Raw genomic sequence first — 15,303 nt, 5'->3', positions numbered from 1 at the left:
ACTTGGGCTGTGGTTGAGCCCAAGTTCGAAATTCAGATGCTGCACGACCGGGTCATGATCAGGCTGGAGCCGGAGGCACAGGAGCGGCGCAGCGGCTCCGGGATCGTCATCCCCGCGACGGTCAAACTGGCCAACCGGCTGGCCTGGGGCGAGGTGTGCGGCGTCGGTACGAACGTGCGCTCGGTCAAGGTGGGCGACAAGGTGCTCTTCAACCCGGAAGACCAGTCCGAGGTCGAGGTGCACGCGCAGGTCTATCTGGTGATGCGCGAGCGCGATCTGCACGCGGTGGCCACCCAGGAGACCGACCACGGCACCGGCCTCTATCTATGATCCTCGGGTGAAGGAGAGCCAGAGTTCCGCGGCCCACGTCGTACGGGGCAGTTCCGCGAGCACGCGTGTCGCCTTGCCGGTCAGGTCCAGCACCACCAGCCGGTAGGCGGTGCCGCGTGCCACGACGGCGATGACGTGGCTGTCGTCCCACCAGCCGAACAGCGCCTCCGGCCGGGCGTTCACCCGCTGGGCGATCTTGCCGGTGGCCGGGTCGACCAGGCAGAGCTGTTCCTTGAAGCGTGCCGGGCACCAGGTGGTCAGGCGGGTGCCCGACGGCGAGAACGAGTCCTCGGGGCCGGTCGGCAGGCCGACGCCGGCGTAAGTGCGCAGGACCGCGCCGTCCGAGGCCCGGTAGACGCGCAGGCCGGTGCCGTACATGGAGACGAGGTTGCCGTCGGGGCTCCACCAGAAGCCCGCTTTCGCGCTCAGGCCGGTGACCCTGATCGTGCGGGCGGTCTTGGCGGCCACGTCCACGACGGTGTAGCCGATCACGCGCCACGTGCCGCCGGTCTTCTGCTCGACCGTGAGCGCGACCCGTTTCCCGTCGCGGGACCAGGAGGCGTAGGAAGCCGTCAAGGGCTTCTTGACCGTACGGATCCGGCCGGCGGCGCCCGTGGTGCGGTCGGTGACGATCAGGGAGTCGTAGCCCGACCGGTACGCCCTGGGCACGCCTGCCGTCAGCCGGCCGCCGGGCGCGACGGACACCTCGGACAGCGCCTGTTGCCAGGTGAACGTGCTCCCGGTCGTGGACCTGAGGTAGGTGCGCTTGGTGCCGAGGCCGTAGGCGGTCAGGCGTACCGGATCACCCGTTGTTTCGCGATATTTCACGCCTGCGGTCCCGGGGAGGACGAGGTCCGCCCGGGCGGCGGGACCCGTGAACCCGGCGGACGCGTGGCCGGAAAGCGTTAAGGACAGCGCGATGGCGATTTTGGCGATCACGCCCGCAGAATAGGCAGGAAAGCATGGAATATCGGGCCGGTATACCGGACCGATCTATATGTGACCCCGGACGAACGCGATCGCGTCGAAGCCGAGCGTGCGCAGCCCGAAGTAGACGATCACCGCGGCGGCGGCCACCGTCACGACGAGCACGACGACGCGCACCAGCCAGCCCTGCCGCTTGTACCACTCCATCCAGGCGTGCAGCGTGCGCTTGCCGAACTCCAGCACCCTGCGGGCCCAGTGGAACTCCACGGCCAGCACCGCCAGCCCCGCGAACACGACCGCCCACCCCGGCCCGGGGAAGGGCACCATGATCAGCCCGGCCACCACCATGACGGTCCCGATCACGCCGAACACGATCTTCAGCGTGAGCGCGCCCGTGCGCGTGGACCTGATCCCGTCCAGCCACCCGTGAAGGCCCGTACGGCGCTCGGGCATGCTGGAATGCTCGGCGGCCTCGCCCTTGAGCATGTCGGCGTCGCCGGTGTCGGAGTTCTGAACCTGCACAATTCCCCCCCGGCAGTCGGTGTGCCATCCAGGATACGGGCCCTCACTGGGTGCCGACTTGCAGGCGACTAGCAAGGCCTGAAACCCTCCGAACGGCAAAATTTCCCGCCAGAAGAGGCTACTTCCGGCAAACATCGGTTAATGTCTGCTATGCCCGAGGTCTTGCTTCGCACCGTCACCGGCCCTGTACGAGCCGCGGCCATCACCGGCCCCGTCCTCCCGCACGAGCACCTGCGTACCGACATGCGCTGGGCCGTCGGCATCGACTCGGACCCGTACCGGTGGCTCGACGAGGAGCAGGCCGTCACCGCCGAGCTCCGCGAGCTGCGCCAGGCCGACGGCCTCGGTCTCGTGGTCGACCTGACCTGCATGGGGATGGGCCGCGACGCCGCCGCCCTGGCCCGCATGGCGGCCGGCAGCCGGGTGCCGGTGATCGCCTCGACCGGCCTGTTCGCCGAGCCGTTCACGGACGTCGGCGACGCGGACGTGGACACGCTCACCGCCCGCCTCATGGACGAGATCCTCAGCGGCGTGGACGACATGGGCGTCTTCCCCGGCGTGATCGGCGAGGTCGGCACCTGGGGCGCCGAGCCGACGCCGCGCGAGGAGCGCTGCCTGGTCGCCGCCGCCCGCGCCTCGCTGAAGTCGCGCCTGCCCGTCGCCACGCACGGCGCGCACGCCCCCGCGCTCCTGGAGATCCTGCTCGGCCAGGGCCTGCCGGGCTCCCGGGTGGCCGTCGGCTACGCGGGCACCGACCTGGGCGCGGCCAGGAAGATCGCCGAGGCGGGCGCGTACGTGAGCCTGGGCGTGCTCGGCCTGGGCGCCGACCAGGCGGCCAGGATCGCGCTCGGCCTCATCGAGGACGGCCACGCGGAACGCCTGCTGATCAGCACGGGGCTGAGCCGGGTGGCGCAGCTGCGCAAGTACGACGGGCCGGGCTACGCGCACCTCTTCCACGCGCTGCTGCCGCGCCTGCGCGAGGCGGGCGTCGGCGAGGACACGATCGGCCTCATCACCACCGCGAACCCGGTGCGCTGGCTCACAGGCGGAATGGCTTGACCCCAACCAATGTCAAGGTTGCAGACTCGCCTGCATGACCTTCACATCAGCGGAACTTGACTACCTGTCCTCGCAGCACCTCGGCCGGCTGGCCTCCGTGTCGCCCGACGGGCAGGTGCAGAACAACCCGGTCGGCTTCTTCGTCGACGCCGGGACCGGCACGATCACCATCGGCGGGCACGCCATGGGGGTGTCCAAGAAGTTCAGGAACGTCGGGAAGGGCAGCACCGTCGCGCTCGTCGTGGACGACCTGGCCTCGGTCGATCCGTGGGTCGTGCGCGGCATCGAGATCAGGGGCACGGCGGAGGCGCTGAGCGACGTCGACCCGCCCGTGCCGTACTTCTCGAGAGAGATCATCAGGATCACCCCGAGGAAGATCACCTCGTGGGGGCTGGACGGCCCGCGCCAGACCCGGAACCTGTGAAAGCTCGCTAGGATCGGGGCAACGCGAACCTTGGCCGGGTGGGGATGGTGACGGAGCAGACGCACAGGGCCGGCCGCCTGCGCCGGCCGCTCGCCGCCCTGTCACGCCTGACCCGGGTCGGCGACGTCCCCGTCGTGATCATGCTGGCTTGGGCGGGCTGGCTGGCCGTCCCGTGGTCGTTCAGCGGCCTCGCCCAGGCCCGCGCCGCGGCCGCTGCCGCCGCGGCGGAGGCCGAGCCGCCGCCGTTCTCCACGGAGTCCGTACGCGCCGAGCCACCGTCGTTCTCTTTCGCTGAGCCGCCGCTTTTCGCCGAGTCCGTACGAGCCGAGCCGGCGTGGGGCATCCCCGCCGCCCAGCCCCACCGGCTCACCACGGTGCGTTCCGCCGACGGCGCCGGGCCCGACCTGCTGGCGGCGGAGCGGGCCAGGATCGCCGGAGAGGTGCACGACGCGGCCGGGCACGGGCTGGCGGCCATCGCCATGCAGGCCGGGATCGCGCTCGTCACCCTGGACGACGACCCCGAGCAGGCGCGCGCCTCGCTGCAAGCGATCAGGGAGACCAGCACGACGGCGCTCGCCCAGCTGCGGGCGGCGCTCGACGGCATCGACCCGCCGGGGGCCGACCTCGCCGGGCTGATCGACGGCGTCCGGGCGGCGGGCGTGCCGGTGGACGTCGAGCCCGCGGACCTCGCCGTGCCCGCCCATCTCCAGGCCACCGTCTACGGGGTGGTGCGCGAGTCGCTGACCAACGTCCTGCGGCACGCGGGGCCCACCAGAGTGCTCGTGCGGGTGGGCGGGGGTCCGGGCGAGTTCGTGGTGGAGGTGGCCGATCGGGGTGTCGGCCGTACGGGCGGGAGCGAGGGGCGCGGGCTGGCCGGGATGCGTGCCAAGGTCACCGAAGCGGGCGGCCATCTCGCCGCGGGACCGCGCGAGGGCGGCGGCTTCCAGGTGACCGCCCGGTTCCCCCGGACCTCCGCGTGACCACCCCGGACGGCGCTCCCTCCCCAAACCGGGCTTCTTCCCCGGACGGCCTGACTGCCCCGTACGGCGCGATCCCCTCGGACGGCGCAACCGTCCCGGACGGCGCGACCTCCCCTGAGGGCGTGGTCAGGGTGGCCGTCGCCGACGATCAGGCGGTCGTGCGGATGGGGCTGCGGGCCCTGCTGGAGCGCGCGCCCGGGATGGAGTGCGTGGGCGAGGCCGCCGACGGCGCCGCCGCGCTCGCGCTGATCCGCCGCACCCGCCCCGACGTCCTGCTGCTCGACATCCGCATGCCCGGCATGGACGGCCTGGCCGTGCTGCGGGCCATCGCCGACGACCCCGAACTGCGCGCCACCAGGATCGTCGTGGTGACGACCTTCGCCGTCGACGAGTACGTCTTCGCCGCCCTCCAGGCCGGCGCCAGCGGCTTCCTGCTCAAGGACAGCGCCCCGGAGGAGCTGGTCAACGCCGTACGCGTGGTGGCCGCCGGGGAGGCGCTGCTCTCACCGGCGATCACGAAGAAGGTCATCGGGCTGTTCGGGCGGCACGGCACCGAGCCGGTCGAAGGGCTGGAGACGCTCACGCCCCGCGAACGGGAGCTGGTGGCGTGGGTGGCCACCGGCCGGTCGAACGAGGAGATCGCCAAGGAGCTGGTGATCAGCCCCGACACCGTCCGCACCCACGTCAGCCGCGCCATGCTCAAGCTGCATGCCAGGGACCGGGCCCAGCTCGTGGTCTTCGCCATGCGAGCCGGGCTCAGCGTGTGACTTACCGCAGGAAACCCTCGTAGTTGCGCTGCTGGAGCTGGGACTCGATCTGCTTGACGGTGTCCAGCCCGACCCCGACCATGATCAGCACGCTCGTCCCGCCGAACGGGAAGTTCTGCTGCGTCCCCGGATCCCGGAGGATCGCGAACGCCACCAGCGGCAGCAGCGCCAGCACCCCCAGGTAGAGCGCCCCGGGCGCGGTCAGCCGGGAGAGCACGTACGCCAGGTATCGCGCCGTGGGCCCGCCCGGCCGGATCCCGGGAACGAATCCCCCGTAGCGCCGCATGTTGTCCGCCACCTCCACGGGGTTGAAGGTGATCGACACGTAGAAGTAGGCGAAGGCGACGATGAGCAGCACGTACACGCTCATGTAGAGGGGATGCGTCCCCGAGGTCAGGTTGAGCTCCACCCACGTCCGCGCCGAGTCCCCCAGCAGCGGCGCCGCCAGCGTCGGCAGGTACAGCAGCGAGGAGGTGAAGATCACCGGCACGATCCCCGCCTGGTTCACCTTCAGCGGGATGTAGGTGTTGGTGCCCCCGTACATCCGCCGCCCCACCATCCGCTTCGCGTACTGCACCGGGACCCTCCGCTGCGCCTGCTCCACGAACACCACGGCCGCCACCAGGCACAGCCCGGCCGCCGTCATCACCACGAAGCTCACCGGGCTCATCACGAAGATCTTCGCCATGTATCCCGGGAAGACGGCCACGACCTGCGTGAACATCAGGATGGACATGCCGTTCCCGATGCCCCGGTCCGTTACCAGCTCGCCGAGCCACATGACCACGCAGGCCCCGGCCACCATGGTCAGCACGATCACGGTCACGGGCAGCAGCCCCTCGTCGCGCAGCAGCGGCTTCGCGCACCCGGGCAGCAGCTGCCGGGAGCGGGCGAGCGCGACGATCGTCCCGGCGTTCAGCACGGCGAGCCCGACGGTCAGGTAGCGCGTGTACTGGGTGATCTTCGCCTGGCCCCGCTGCCCTTCCTTCCTGAGGGCCTCCAGCCTGGGCACCGTCACGGCGAAGAGCTGCATGATGATGCTGGCCGTGATGTACGGCATGACGCCCAGCGCGAACACCGACAGCTGCAGCATCGCGCCCCCGCTGAGCATCTGCACCATGTCGAACAGCCCGCCCCTGGCCGACCCCACGCACTCCCGTACGGCCACCACGTCCACCCCCGGGGAGGGCATGAGCTGCCCGAGGCGGAACAACGCGATCAGTCCCAGCGTGAACAGCAGCTTCTTACGCAGCTCCGGCACCCGGAACGCCCTGGTCAAGACGGTCAGCATGGTCAAGAAGTCTGACCTGGGCGGCGCCCGGGGTCGTCCGCCGAGACGAGGCACCCGCGTACGCAAATCCGCGTACGCGGGTGTCAGGACAGCAAGGCGGTCAGGACGGCACGCGGTAGTCGTCGTCGCGGGCGTCCAGGATCGCCATGTGCCCCGGCAGGTGGCCGATCGCGTACTCGACGCCGCTGGCCATGACCGCCGCCTGCGGCGTCACCCCGCACGCCCAGAACAGCGGCACCTCCCCCTCCCGCACCTCGACCGGATCGCCGAAGTCCGGCCGGGCCAGATCGTGGATCCCGATCCCCGCGGGGTCCCCGACGTGCACCGGCGCCCCGTGCACCAGCGGATACTGCCCGCTCACCTCGATCGCGGTCTTCACCAGCTCGCCCGGCACCGGCCGCATCGACACGACCAGCGGCCCCGACAGGCTCCCGGCCGCCGTGCAGGCCACGTCCGTGACGTACATCGGCACGTTCGTCCCCAGCTCCAGGTGCCGCACCGGCACCCCGGCCGCGAGCAGCGCCCGCTCGAAGGTGAAGCTGCACCCGATGAGGAACGGCACCAGGTCGTCCCGCCACCGCTCCACCACGTCGCCGAGGTCCGCGACCGGCTCGCCGTCGCGGTAGAGCCGGTATCCGGGCAGGTCGGTACGGAGGTCGCCGGGGAACAGCGGCGTGGACCAGGCGCCCGGCTCCCCCACGTCCAGGACGGGGCACGCCTGCGGGTTGAGGTGGGCGAACAGCAGCAGCTCGTACCGCAGCCGCCGGGGCACGGCGATCAGGTTGGCCTGCGTCCATCCCAGGCACCACCCCGCCGTGGGCACGCGCTCGCCGGCGCGGAAGCGCTCCCGCGCCTGCGCCGGGCTGAGATCGGCGACGTCCACACCCCGACAGTACGCCCGCGTGACAGGTCCGCGTGATGCCGGGCGTTTCCGGGGTAGCGGGCCTGCCGTGCGTCTCGACGTGAACCTCCTCGACTACGTGCTCATCGCCATCTACTTCGCCACCGTGCTCGCCATCGGGTTAGCCGCCCGCAAACGGATCAGCTCCAGCCTCGACTTCTTCCTCGCGGGGCGCGGCCTGCCCGCGTGGATCACCGGGCTCGCGTTCGTCTCGGCCAACCTGGGCGCGATCGAGATCCTCGGCATGGCGGCCAACGGCGTGCAGTACGGCGCCATGACCGTGCACTACTACTGGATCGGCGCCGTGCCGGCCATGGTGTTCCTCGGCATCGTGATGATGCCCTTCTACTACCGCTCCAAGGTCCGCAGCGTCCCCGAGTTCCTGCGCAAGCGCTTCAACGGCGCCACGCAGCTGCTGAACGCGATCACGTTCGCGGTCGCGCAGATCCTCATCGCGGGCGTGAACCTCTACGCGCTCGCCCTGGTCATGGAGGCGCTGCTGGGCTGGCCGCTGCCGGTCTCGGTGGTGGTCTCGGCGGTGATCGTGCTGGCGTACATCACGCTCGGCGGGCTCTCCTCGGCGATCTACAACGAGGTGCTGCAGTTCTTCGTGATCCTCGCCGGGCTGATCCCGCTGACCGTGCTCGGGCTGATCAAGGTGGGCGGCTTCTCGGGGCTGGCGGACAAGGTACGGCAGAGCCCGCTCGGCGAGGGCGGCCTGCACACGTGGGCGGGCACGGCGGGCGACAACCCGATGCACGCGCACTGGATCGGGATCGTGTTCGGCCTCGGGTTCGTGCTGTCCTTCGGGTACTGGACCACGAACTTCGCCGAGGTGCAGCGGGCGCTGTCGGCCAGGAACACGAACGCGGCCCGGCTCACGCCGATCATCGCCGCGTACCCGAAGCTGTTCATCCCGCTGGTGACGGTGCTGCCGGGAATGATCGCGCTGGTGCTGTTCAGCGGCTGGGGGCAGGGGCAGGCGTACAACAACGCGATCCCGATGCTCATGCGGGACCTGCTGCCGAACGGCGTGCTCGGGGTCGCGGTGACCGGGCTGCTGGCCTCGTTCATGGCGGGGATGGCGGCCAACATCAGCGGGTTCAACACGGTGTTCACCAACGACATCTGGCAGTCGCACCTGCGGCCGGACCGCGACGACGGCTACTACGTGCGGGTGGGCCGGATCGCGACCGTCGCGGGCGTGGCGCTGGGCGTCGGGACGGCGTTCATCGCGGCCGGCTACTCCAACATCATGAACTACCTGCAGGCCCTCTTCTCGTTCTTCAACGCGCCGCTCTTCGCGACGTTCATCGTCGGGCTCTTCTGGCGGCGGATGACGCCGTGGGCCGGCTTCTGGGGACTGCTCGCCGGCACGCTGGCGGCCTTCGCGTCGTACATCGCGTTCAAGGCCGGGATCGTGGACTTCGGCACCGAGCTGAACGCCAGCTTCTGGGGCGCGGGCCTGGCGTTCGTCGTGGACGTGATCGTGTCCGTGGCGGTCACGCTGGTCACCACGCCCAAGCCCGCCGAGGAGCTGCGCGGGCTCGTGTACGGGCTCAACGCCACCGACCTGGAGGACGACGCGCTCGCGGGCGACGCGCGCTGGTACCGCTCGCCGGTGCTGCTCGGCACGGGCGCCCTCGTCCTGGCCGTTGTGATGTACGGGGTGATCCTGTGAGTGACATTCGGATGGTGATCGGCGGGTTGTTCCTGGTGTACGGGGTGATCCTCGTGGTCGCAGGGGCGCTCGGGAGCGCGATCAACCTGTGGACCGGCCTCGCCATGGCCGTCTTCGGCGGCGCGTTCGTGGCCTGGGCCCGAGCCAGACGCCTCTGACCGCCCCTCCGGGCCCCGGCCCTGGCCTGGGCCTTTCGCTTTCGCGGCCCCGGGCCCGGCAGCACTGACCAGCACCTTTCGCAGCCCCGGCCCGGCAGCACTGACCAGCACCTTTCGCAGCCCCGGCCGACGGCCCTGACCGGCACCTTTCATGGCACCGGTCCGGGCCAGACGGCCCTGACCGGCTCGGTTCGCCCGTTCATCGCAGGCCTTACTCGTCGCAGGCCCTACGCGCCGCGATCACATCGCCGACATCTCGTCCAGGCAGCGCGCGATCAGCACCCCGGGTGGACCGGGTGGACCGGGTGGACCGCTCATACGCGCACCGGGGACGGCCGACGATGCCTCAGCACCCTCAGACCCTCAGTACTCGACCTCGAACGTATGAGCCCCAAGGGCGTACCCGTCCTGCCTGGGCACCACGTACCCATGCTCGATCAGGTGCTTGAGGCTCTCGCGCACCTGCTCCTCGGTCAGCCCGCACGCCCGCACCAACGCGGCCGGTACCGCCATGCCGTGCTCCACCGCCAGGGACGCCACCGCCTCATAGACGTAGACGTCGACGTCCGACAGAGCCTGCACATCGTGGGCCTCGATCATGATCGCTGTCTCGCCCCCTCCCTCAGCCGGTTCGGGTCGACCTCACGGTCCGGGTTGCGGCGAAGGTACTCGGATTCCAGTTCGTTCATCCGGGACGTGTGCACCGCCAGAGCGTCGTCCGACCCGTGGAAGAAGGTGTCGCTCCGGGTGGCGTGCAGTTGCCGCAGCTCGCGGACCAGATCCTCGTCGCTGAGCTGCGCCGGATCTATTCCCATCGTCGTCATGGGCTCCCCCTACCCCAGAGACCCTCGACAATATCTGTCACATTTCCTGACATATGGGCATTGTTTGTAAGAGATCGCCGCCTTACCGTCCCCTTATGGACCTCGAGCTCAGGCACCTCAGGATCGTCCGTGCGGTCGCGGACGCGGGAAGTGTGAGCAAGGCCGCATCCCAGCTCGGGCTGGCCCAGCCGGCCCTGACCGCCCAGCTCAAGCGCATCGAGCGGGTGCTCGGCGGCACGCTGTTCGAGCGCGACAGGCATGGCGCGCGACCCACCAGGCTGGGCGAGCTCGTGCTCTCCAGGGCACGAGTACTGCTTCCCGCGGCACAGGAGCTGCAGGAGGAAGCCGTACGTTTCGCCGCCGCCCCCTCCCCCGGATTCCGCATCGGCGCCACCAACGGCCCCATACTGGGCGGCCTGGTCGACCGGCTCGCCGCGGAAGGGGCGGTCAGCACGTACACCTCCTGGTCGGCCCACGAGCTGACCAGCATGGTCGAGCTCGGCCGCCTCGACTACGTGCTGACCGGCGCCTGCGGCGACTCCGGCACCCCCACCGGCGCGCTCATGTGGGAGACGATCAGCCTCGACCCCGTGTTCTGCCTGGTCGGCGAGGACCATCCGGCCGCCAAGGAGAAGGAGGTGGAGCTCGCCGACCTCGCCGGCGAACAGTGGGCGGTGACACCCGGCGACGGCTGCTTCGCCGACTGCTTCGCCACGGCGTGCGCGCGAGCGGGGTTCACCCCGGGCACGATCTACGAGACCGACGTGTCAACCTGCACCCACCTCGCCCAGGTCGGCCGCGCGGTCGTGCTCTGCCAGGCCACCCACCAGGCCGCCCAGGGCCTGACCATGGTGCCGTTCGCCGGCGCGCCACTGCGCTGGCGCCAACTCCTCGGCCACCACCCCACCGCCCCCAAAGCGGACTGGGTGGTGGCACAGGCCAAACAAGCCCACCTGGACGCCGTACGCCGCAGTCCCGTCTACCACGACTGGCTGGTCCGCAACCCCAGCTACGGCACCGCCCCATAAGCCCCGCCCGTAAATCAGCGCCCCCGCCCCGAAGACCACCATCCACCCCGGACACCGCCCCCACCCCTTGAACCCAAAACACCACCTCGGGGAGGGCACCCCACCCTCCCCCGCACACCACCTCAGGCGATGCTGTACTCCCGCCCCGGCCGCCACTCGAACGGCGCGTCAACCAACTCCTCCAACGGAGTCCCATCCAGCAGATTCCGTAGCGCCCACCGATTGGCGGAATGCGACACCACGAGCACCAGACCCCCCTGCCACTCATCCATCATGTCCCGCAGAAACCCCGCCATCTCCGCCACGACCTACCGATAGCTCTGCCCACCCCGCCACGGCATATCGATATGCCTACTCCGCAACGCCGCCACCTCACCGACCGGCCGCCCGTTGCAGACCCCGTAATCGCACTCCCCGAACCGCCGATCGAACCTGATCTCCTTGCCGCCGCCCGCAAAGGCGATCTCCGCCGTCCGCACAGCCCGCCCCAGGTAGAGGCATAAACGACGTCCACCGCCGTCCACCGCACCCCCAGCTCCACAGCCAGGTCCCGCCCCCGCGCGGACAACTCCCCGGGTAACCACCCGGTGGCGATGCCCGTCTCGTTGTCCACGGCGATGGAGTGAGTCTCGTAACCCAGCGTCACGGCCACGCCCAGACGCTACCGCCCCATCAATCCCTTACGACTCCGCTGGTAGCGAAGACCCCGAATATGATCGACCGAGGCTCCAACAACACTGCCGGGCATGGAATGATATCCGCGGAGACTCGTCTCCCGTTCGGCCGGACGCCACGACCGCATCCGATGCTCTAGCCTTAGCATGCGCAGGGGCTCGGCACGGTCTTCCGACGTCCCACCGCACGTCACACAACTTAATCCAGGGGCGGTAGCTCAGCCGGTCAGAGCATCGGACTCATAATCCGTGGGTCGTGGGTTCAAGTCCCACCCGCCCTACCACGCCGACCTGCGGCTTCACGCGGATCTGTAGTCGCGTCGTCTGATCGTGAGTCACGGTGAGCCACATGTGAGTCACGTCGTCTCCCGGGCCTTGCCGATCTCCCGGTTGGTCGCCCGGACCGCCTTCAGCACCAGCCGCGCCGTCGCGCGAGCGCTGTCGTGATACAGCTGCGGCAACACCGAGACGTAGGTGTCGGCGGTCAGCACGATGCTGGCATGCCCCAGCGTGCCCTGCACCACCTTCAACTCCGTGCCCGACGCCAACGCCAGCGTCGCAGCTCCATGGCGCAGGTCGTGCAATCGCACCGGCGGCAACCCGCTCGCGGCGACCAGCGTGTGGAAGCGGTGGGTGAGATAGCTCGGCTGCACCGGGGCTCCGCTCCCCGCGGTGAAGATCGGGCTGGTCGGTGACCACCGCTCCCCCGGCCCCCGGCGCTGCACACGCTCGTGCCGGCGCAGCAACCGCACGGTCTCCGGATCGAGTGCCAACGTCCGCCGGCTGGCCGCGCTCTTCGGCTCGCACAAGACCAGCCCCTCGTCGGTGTGCACCAGCTGATGGGCGATGGTGAGCTCGCGCCGCTCCAGGTCGACGTCCACCCACCGCAGTCCGGCCGCCTCCCCGCGCCTCAGCCCCCGCAGGGCCACCAGCCACCACAGCTCGAACAGCGGATCCTCACGTGCGAAGCGCAGGAAGGCGGCCAGTTGCTCGACCGTCCATACCGCCACCGTCGGACGCTCTCCCCCGTGCCGCCAGGCCGCCTCCCGACGAGCCGTCCACACCACGGGATGCGTCCGCACCGGCGTCGGCAGCCGGACGCCTTGCGCCGGATTGACGGCGATCAGGTCCTCACGCACCGCGTGGTTCAGCGCCGCCCGCAACGTCGCCCGGATCCGCTCCAAAGTCGATGCGCTGATCGGCTGGCCGTACCGATTCCGCCGCCGCCCCAGCGCCACGAACATCCTCGTCACGTCCCGCCGCGACAACTCCGCCAGCTTGACCCGGCCCAGATACGGCACCAGATGCAGCCGCACGTGATCCCGATAGGCCCGGTGCGTGGTCGGCCGCAACCGCGACTCCATAACCGACAACCAGTACCGCAACCACTGCCCCACCGTGCACCCAGCAGAAAGCGGCCCATCCGCCTGGGCCGTCAGCAGTTCGCAGCCCGCCGACCGCGCCGTCTCCGCGCTTGCGAACCCCCCGCGCCGAACCCGCTCCCGCCGACCCGACGCCCCCACAACCTGGGCCGCGAAATACCAGCTCCCATGCCACACTTCGGTCAACCGGGCACAGTGACCGCCCAGCCGCCTGCCACTCGCCCCATCGCTACACCCGCACCGCTTGTACACCACGCAATGTTCGTTGTCGCCCGACATCGCTTACCTCCAGCGTCCGTCTCACGAGCAACGTACGAGCCGAGCAACGACAGACCCGCTACAGACCCAGACAAGAGGAACAATCAGGTAGGCGATCTTGTCTGCAGGGATGAACTTCGCCAACCACAGGTCACAGCTGCCGTGACTGCGTCCTGACGCGATACACGATCTCCAGAACCTCGGTCCGCCGCGGTAACGGGCACCCGGGTCGGAAGGATTCCTCATCGTGTGCATCTATGTGCGCACCAGCCTCAGGGTTGGACCGTTCCGTTTCACCCTCAGCCAGGCTGGGATGGGAGTATCGACCGCAATACCGGGCCTTCGGGCGGGGATGGGCCCCCGCGGCAACGTCGTGCGCATGGGACACGGAGCGATCTCCTACCGCACCATCGCGCCCGGCCATGACGTGGCCATGCACGATGTCGTCAGCCTGGTCCCGGCCCAGCCGAGTGACATCGTCCAGCGGTTACAGAAAGCCGCCAACCGCCGACCGTACTGGCCGTTCGCCCTGCCGCGCTCCTCGTCGCGGGACTGGTGACAGGACGCTTTGGCCTGGTCATCGTCGCCGTCGGGCTGCCTTGCGTGATCTGGGTGGCGTTGCGCGACCGGGCGGCTCGCGCGGTGGTCGTCATGTACGACGTGACCGACGAAGCCGCTTCGCGCTTCGATCACCTCGTCAGCTCGATCACCGGCCTCCAGCAAGCTCACGGGTTCTGGCTGATCACCGCATCCGGCGCGATCACCAGCACCTACCAGTTCAAGGTGAACGCCGGCGCCTCCAACCTGCTGCACAGGCTGAACTCCTCGGCCCGGCTGGCGGGACCGCGAATCCTGGTCACCAACGTCGCCGTCCCGACCCTGACCTCAGGCAACCTGTCAGTGCACTTCCTCCCCGACCGCGTCCTGCTCCGCGACGGCCGCCACATCGCCGACCTCGCCTACCAACACCTCCAAGTCGGCGTAGAACACGCCCGCTTCATCGAAGCAGGCCCGGTCCCACCCGACGGCACAAGCCGGCAAGGACCTGTTCGGCCTGGACCAGTCCCAGGTCCGCCTCCACCAGGCACTGCTGCGACACCTCGTGCTGGTCATGGCTGCCCTGGCCGTCTGCGCGGTCACCGCCGCTGCAGCCCGGCACGGAACCGACACCCAGGTCAACCGCCCCACTCATCCCGACGAAGCACCGCCCGCCGACCCTGGCCTCATCCCGTTGACGGTTGCCGAGGTCAAGCGCCTGTTCAACGCCGTCACCGGCCGCACACCGACGCTGGAACACGCCGCCCACTGGTCGGCCTGGCGACGCCGCCATCAAGCCCGCGCCCGCTGGTTTCATCACCGAGCCCGCCTGAGCACCGCATATATCCAGCTCAACTAACGAATGGCGGCTGCCGTACTAGCCTGCGGCTTTCACGGCAAATTTGAGCCGACCCGATCGTTCACATAAGAAAATTGCCCTTGAGCTGGGAGGATCGGACTTATCTAAGGCCCCGTCCACCCCAGATCAGAAGGCACTTTCCGAGCGAACTCTACCGTCGCTATTTTACGGTTTAACCTTCCACGACAAGGTCCTTCTTGCAAGGCAGTTCAGGACAACCTGTACCATGGCGAACTGGAACTCGTGTCGACCCGCATCAGAATGCCCGCCTCCACAAGTTCGTCGAGCTGAGATTCCATGACATCTCGAGTAACACTACCTGCTCGAATAGACTGCGCAAACCATAGCACGCGCTGCGCATCGAATATGGAATAACCGTGCACTGGGTCGACGTCTATGTCTATAACCGCACCGTCTACCCCTTTGATTCTACAGCCAATGCCATGAACGGAATAGGAGATCCCGTTACTCAATTGCCATTTTCGATTGGCCTTGCCTTCGACGACTGCACGCAGGAGAGCTGCAAGACTGCCACCGCCGGTCTTGGCCGACATGCCTTGAGCGACACCTTCTGTCAATTCCTTCAGACGCTGCATGAAGAGACGTGCGATGTTTTCTGCTGCCAATCCCATCTGCTTCCCCCTATGGTTCGCATAGTTTCAGGTGACGAGTCCTTTGATCAGGGTCTGAGACCTGCAGCC

Annotated in this window: 19 protein-coding genes and 1 tRNA gene; 11 read left to right on the top strand and 9 right to left on the bottom strand. The window is 69.1% G+C overall.

The genetic code is table 11. The annotated features are described in order from the left end of the window. Positions 1-9: 9 nt before the first annotated feature. On the top strand, positions 10-330 hold the full coding sequence (locus AB0J87_RS07470) for a co-chaperone GroES (RefSeq protein ID WP_363963178.1): 321 nt from the start codon (positions 10-12) through the stop codon (positions 328-330). Here the strand turns inward: AB0J87_RS07470 and AB0J87_RS07465 are convergent. Further along, on the bottom strand, positions 325-1,269 hold the full coding sequence (locus AB0J87_RS07465) for a hypothetical protein (protein WP_363963176.1): 945 nt from the start codon (positions 1,267-1,269) through the stop codon (positions 325-327). The genes AB0J87_RS07470 and AB0J87_RS07465 overlap by 6 nt on opposite strands. Positions 1,270-1,323: 54 nt before the next feature. After that, positions 1,324-1,779 carry a TIGR02611 family protein gene (locus AB0J87_RS07460; RefSeq protein WP_363963174.1) on the bottom strand — a complete coding sequence of 152 codons (456 nt, stop codon included), beginning with the start codon at positions 1,777-1,779 and terminating at the stop codon, positions 1,324-1,326. Positions 1,780-1,929: 150 nt separating this feature from the next. Here AB0J87_RS07460 and AB0J87_RS07455 point away from each other — a divergent pair, with 150 nt between their 5' ends. The 4 genes from AB0J87_RS07455 (at position 1,930) to AB0J87_RS07440 (ending at position 5,009) form a co-directional block, all read left to right on the top strand. After that, a complete protein-coding gene (locus AB0J87_RS07455) occupies positions 1,930-2,838 on the top strand; it encodes an aryldialkylphosphatase (protein WP_363963172.1) in 909 nt (302 codons plus the stop codon). Positions 2,839-2,872: 34 nt separating this feature from the next. Further along, positions 2,873-3,262 (top strand): PPOX class F420-dependent oxidoreductase, encoded by a 390-nt coding sequence (locus AB0J87_RS07450; RefSeq protein ID WP_363963170.1) that lies wholly within the window; start codon positions 2,873-2,875, stop codon positions 3,260-3,262. A gap of 44 nt (positions 3,263-3,306) precedes the next feature. Further along, positions 3,307-4,242 carry a sensor histidine kinase gene (locus AB0J87_RS07445; protein WP_363965020.1) on the top strand — a complete coding sequence of 312 codons (936 nt, stop codon included), beginning with the start codon at positions 3,307-3,309 and terminating at the stop codon, positions 4,240-4,242. Between the two features lie 122 nt (positions 4,243-4,364). Next, positions 4,365-5,009, top strand: a complete 645-nt coding sequence (locus AB0J87_RS07440; protein WP_355206532.1) for a response regulator transcription factor — start codon at positions 4,365-4,367, stop codon at positions 5,007-5,009. 1 nt (position 5,010) lies between these two features. Here AB0J87_RS07440 and secY read toward each other — a convergent pair whose 3' ends face one another. Both secY and AB0J87_RS07430 read right to left on the bottom strand, forming a co-directional pair. Next, positions 5,011-6,300: a preprotein translocase subunit SecY gene (secY, locus tag AB0J87_RS07435; protein ID WP_363963168.1), complete on the bottom strand. Its 1,290-nt coding sequence runs from the start codon at positions 6,298-6,300 to the stop codon at positions 5,011-5,013. 100 nt (positions 6,301-6,400) lie between these two features. Further along, positions 6,401-7,183 carry a putative hydro-lyase gene (locus AB0J87_RS07430; protein WP_363963166.1) on the bottom strand — a complete coding sequence of 261 codons (783 nt, stop codon included), beginning with the start codon at positions 7,181-7,183 and terminating at the stop codon, positions 6,401-6,403. 67 nt (positions 7,184-7,250) lie between these two features. Here AB0J87_RS07430 and AB0J87_RS07425 point away from each other — a divergent pair, with 67 nt between their 5' ends. Further along, positions 7,251-8,882, top strand: a complete 1,632-nt coding sequence (locus tag AB0J87_RS07425; protein ID WP_355206434.1) for a sodium:solute symporter family protein — start codon at positions 7,251-7,253, stop codon at positions 8,880-8,882. Next, on the top strand, positions 8,879-9,040 hold the full coding sequence (locus tag AB0J87_RS07420; RefSeq protein WP_363963164.1) for a hypothetical protein: 162 nt from the start codon (positions 8,879-8,881) through the stop codon (positions 9,038-9,040). The genes AB0J87_RS07425 and AB0J87_RS07420 overlap by 4 nt, the downstream gene beginning before the upstream one ends. 363 nt (positions 9,041-9,403) lie before the next feature. Here the strand turns inward: AB0J87_RS07420 and AB0J87_RS07415 are convergent, their stop codons facing one another. Together AB0J87_RS07415 and AB0J87_RS07410 are read right to left on the bottom strand one after the other, a co-directional pair. Beyond that, on the bottom strand, positions 9,404-9,640 hold the full coding sequence (locus tag AB0J87_RS07415) for a hypothetical protein (protein WP_363963162.1): 237 nt from the start codon (positions 9,638-9,640) through the stop codon (positions 9,404-9,406). Then, positions 9,637-9,864, bottom strand: a complete 228-nt coding sequence (locus tag AB0J87_RS07410) for a DUF6158 family protein (protein WP_350741535.1) — start codon at positions 9,862-9,864, stop codon at positions 9,637-9,639. Before AB0J87_RS07410 ends, AB0J87_RS07415 begins: the two co-directional genes overlap by 4 nt. A gap of 95 nt (positions 9,865-9,959) precedes the next feature. Between AB0J87_RS07410 and AB0J87_RS07405 the strand changes: the two genes are divergently transcribed. Then, positions 9,960-10,892, top strand: a complete 933-nt coding sequence (locus AB0J87_RS07405; RefSeq protein ID WP_363963160.1) for a LysR family transcriptional regulator — start codon at positions 9,960-9,962, stop codon at positions 10,890-10,892. Positions 10,893-11,200: 308 nt separating this feature from the next. Here the strand turns inward: AB0J87_RS07405 and AB0J87_RS07400 are convergent, their stop codons facing one another. Continuing rightward, on the bottom strand, positions 11,201-11,371 hold the full coding sequence (locus AB0J87_RS07400) for a hypothetical protein (RefSeq protein ID WP_363963158.1): 171 nt from the start codon (positions 11,369-11,371) through the stop codon (positions 11,201-11,203). Positions 11,372-11,773: 402 nt separating this feature from the next. On the opposite strand from AB0J87_RS07400, the gene AB0J87_RS07395 reads away from it, so the two are divergent. Further along, a tRNA-Ile gene (locus tag AB0J87_RS07395) sits at positions 11,774-11,850 on the top strand. A gap of 72 nt (positions 11,851-11,922) precedes the next feature. Here the strand turns inward: AB0J87_RS07395 and AB0J87_RS07390 are convergent. Beyond that, complete coding sequence (locus tag AB0J87_RS07390) at positions 11,923-13,227, bottom strand: site-specific integrase (RefSeq protein WP_363963156.1); 1,305 nt, start codon at positions 13,225-13,227, stop codon at positions 11,923-11,925. A gap of 226 nt (positions 13,228-13,453) precedes the next feature. On the opposite strand from AB0J87_RS07390, the gene AB0J87_RS07385 reads away from it, so the two are divergent. Both AB0J87_RS07385 and AB0J87_RS07380 read left to right on the top strand, forming a co-directional pair. After that, on the top strand, positions 13,454-13,765 hold the full coding sequence (locus AB0J87_RS07385) for a DUF4236 domain-containing protein (RefSeq protein ID WP_363963154.1): 312 nt from the start codon (positions 13,454-13,456) through the stop codon (positions 13,763-13,765). Positions 13,766-14,317: 552 nt separating this feature from the next. Then, positions 14,318-14,602, top strand: coding sequence for a hypothetical protein (locus AB0J87_RS07380; RefSeq protein WP_363963152.1), 285 nt, complete (start codon positions 14,318-14,320; stop codon positions 14,600-14,602). A 209-nt stretch (positions 14,603-14,811) separates the two neighbouring features. Here the strand turns inward: AB0J87_RS07380 and AB0J87_RS07375 are convergent, their stop codons facing one another. Further along, the gene (locus tag AB0J87_RS07375) at positions 14,812-15,234 is read right to left on the bottom strand and encodes a hypothetical protein (protein ID WP_363963150.1); all 423 of its coding nucleotides are present in this window, start codon (positions 15,232-15,234) and stop codon (positions 14,812-14,814) included. Positions 15,235-15,303 lie beyond the last annotated feature (69 nt).

Origin of the sequence: Nonomuraea sp. NPDC049625 (assembly GCF_040675285.1) — a bacterium.
GTDB classification, from domain to species: Bacteria; Actinomycetota; Actinomycetes; order Streptosporangiales; family Streptosporangiaceae; genus Nonomuraea; species Nonomuraea angiospora_A.
Note: the sequence above shows the minus strand (reverse complement) of the source record. Positions and strands in the feature narration are given on the sequence as shown.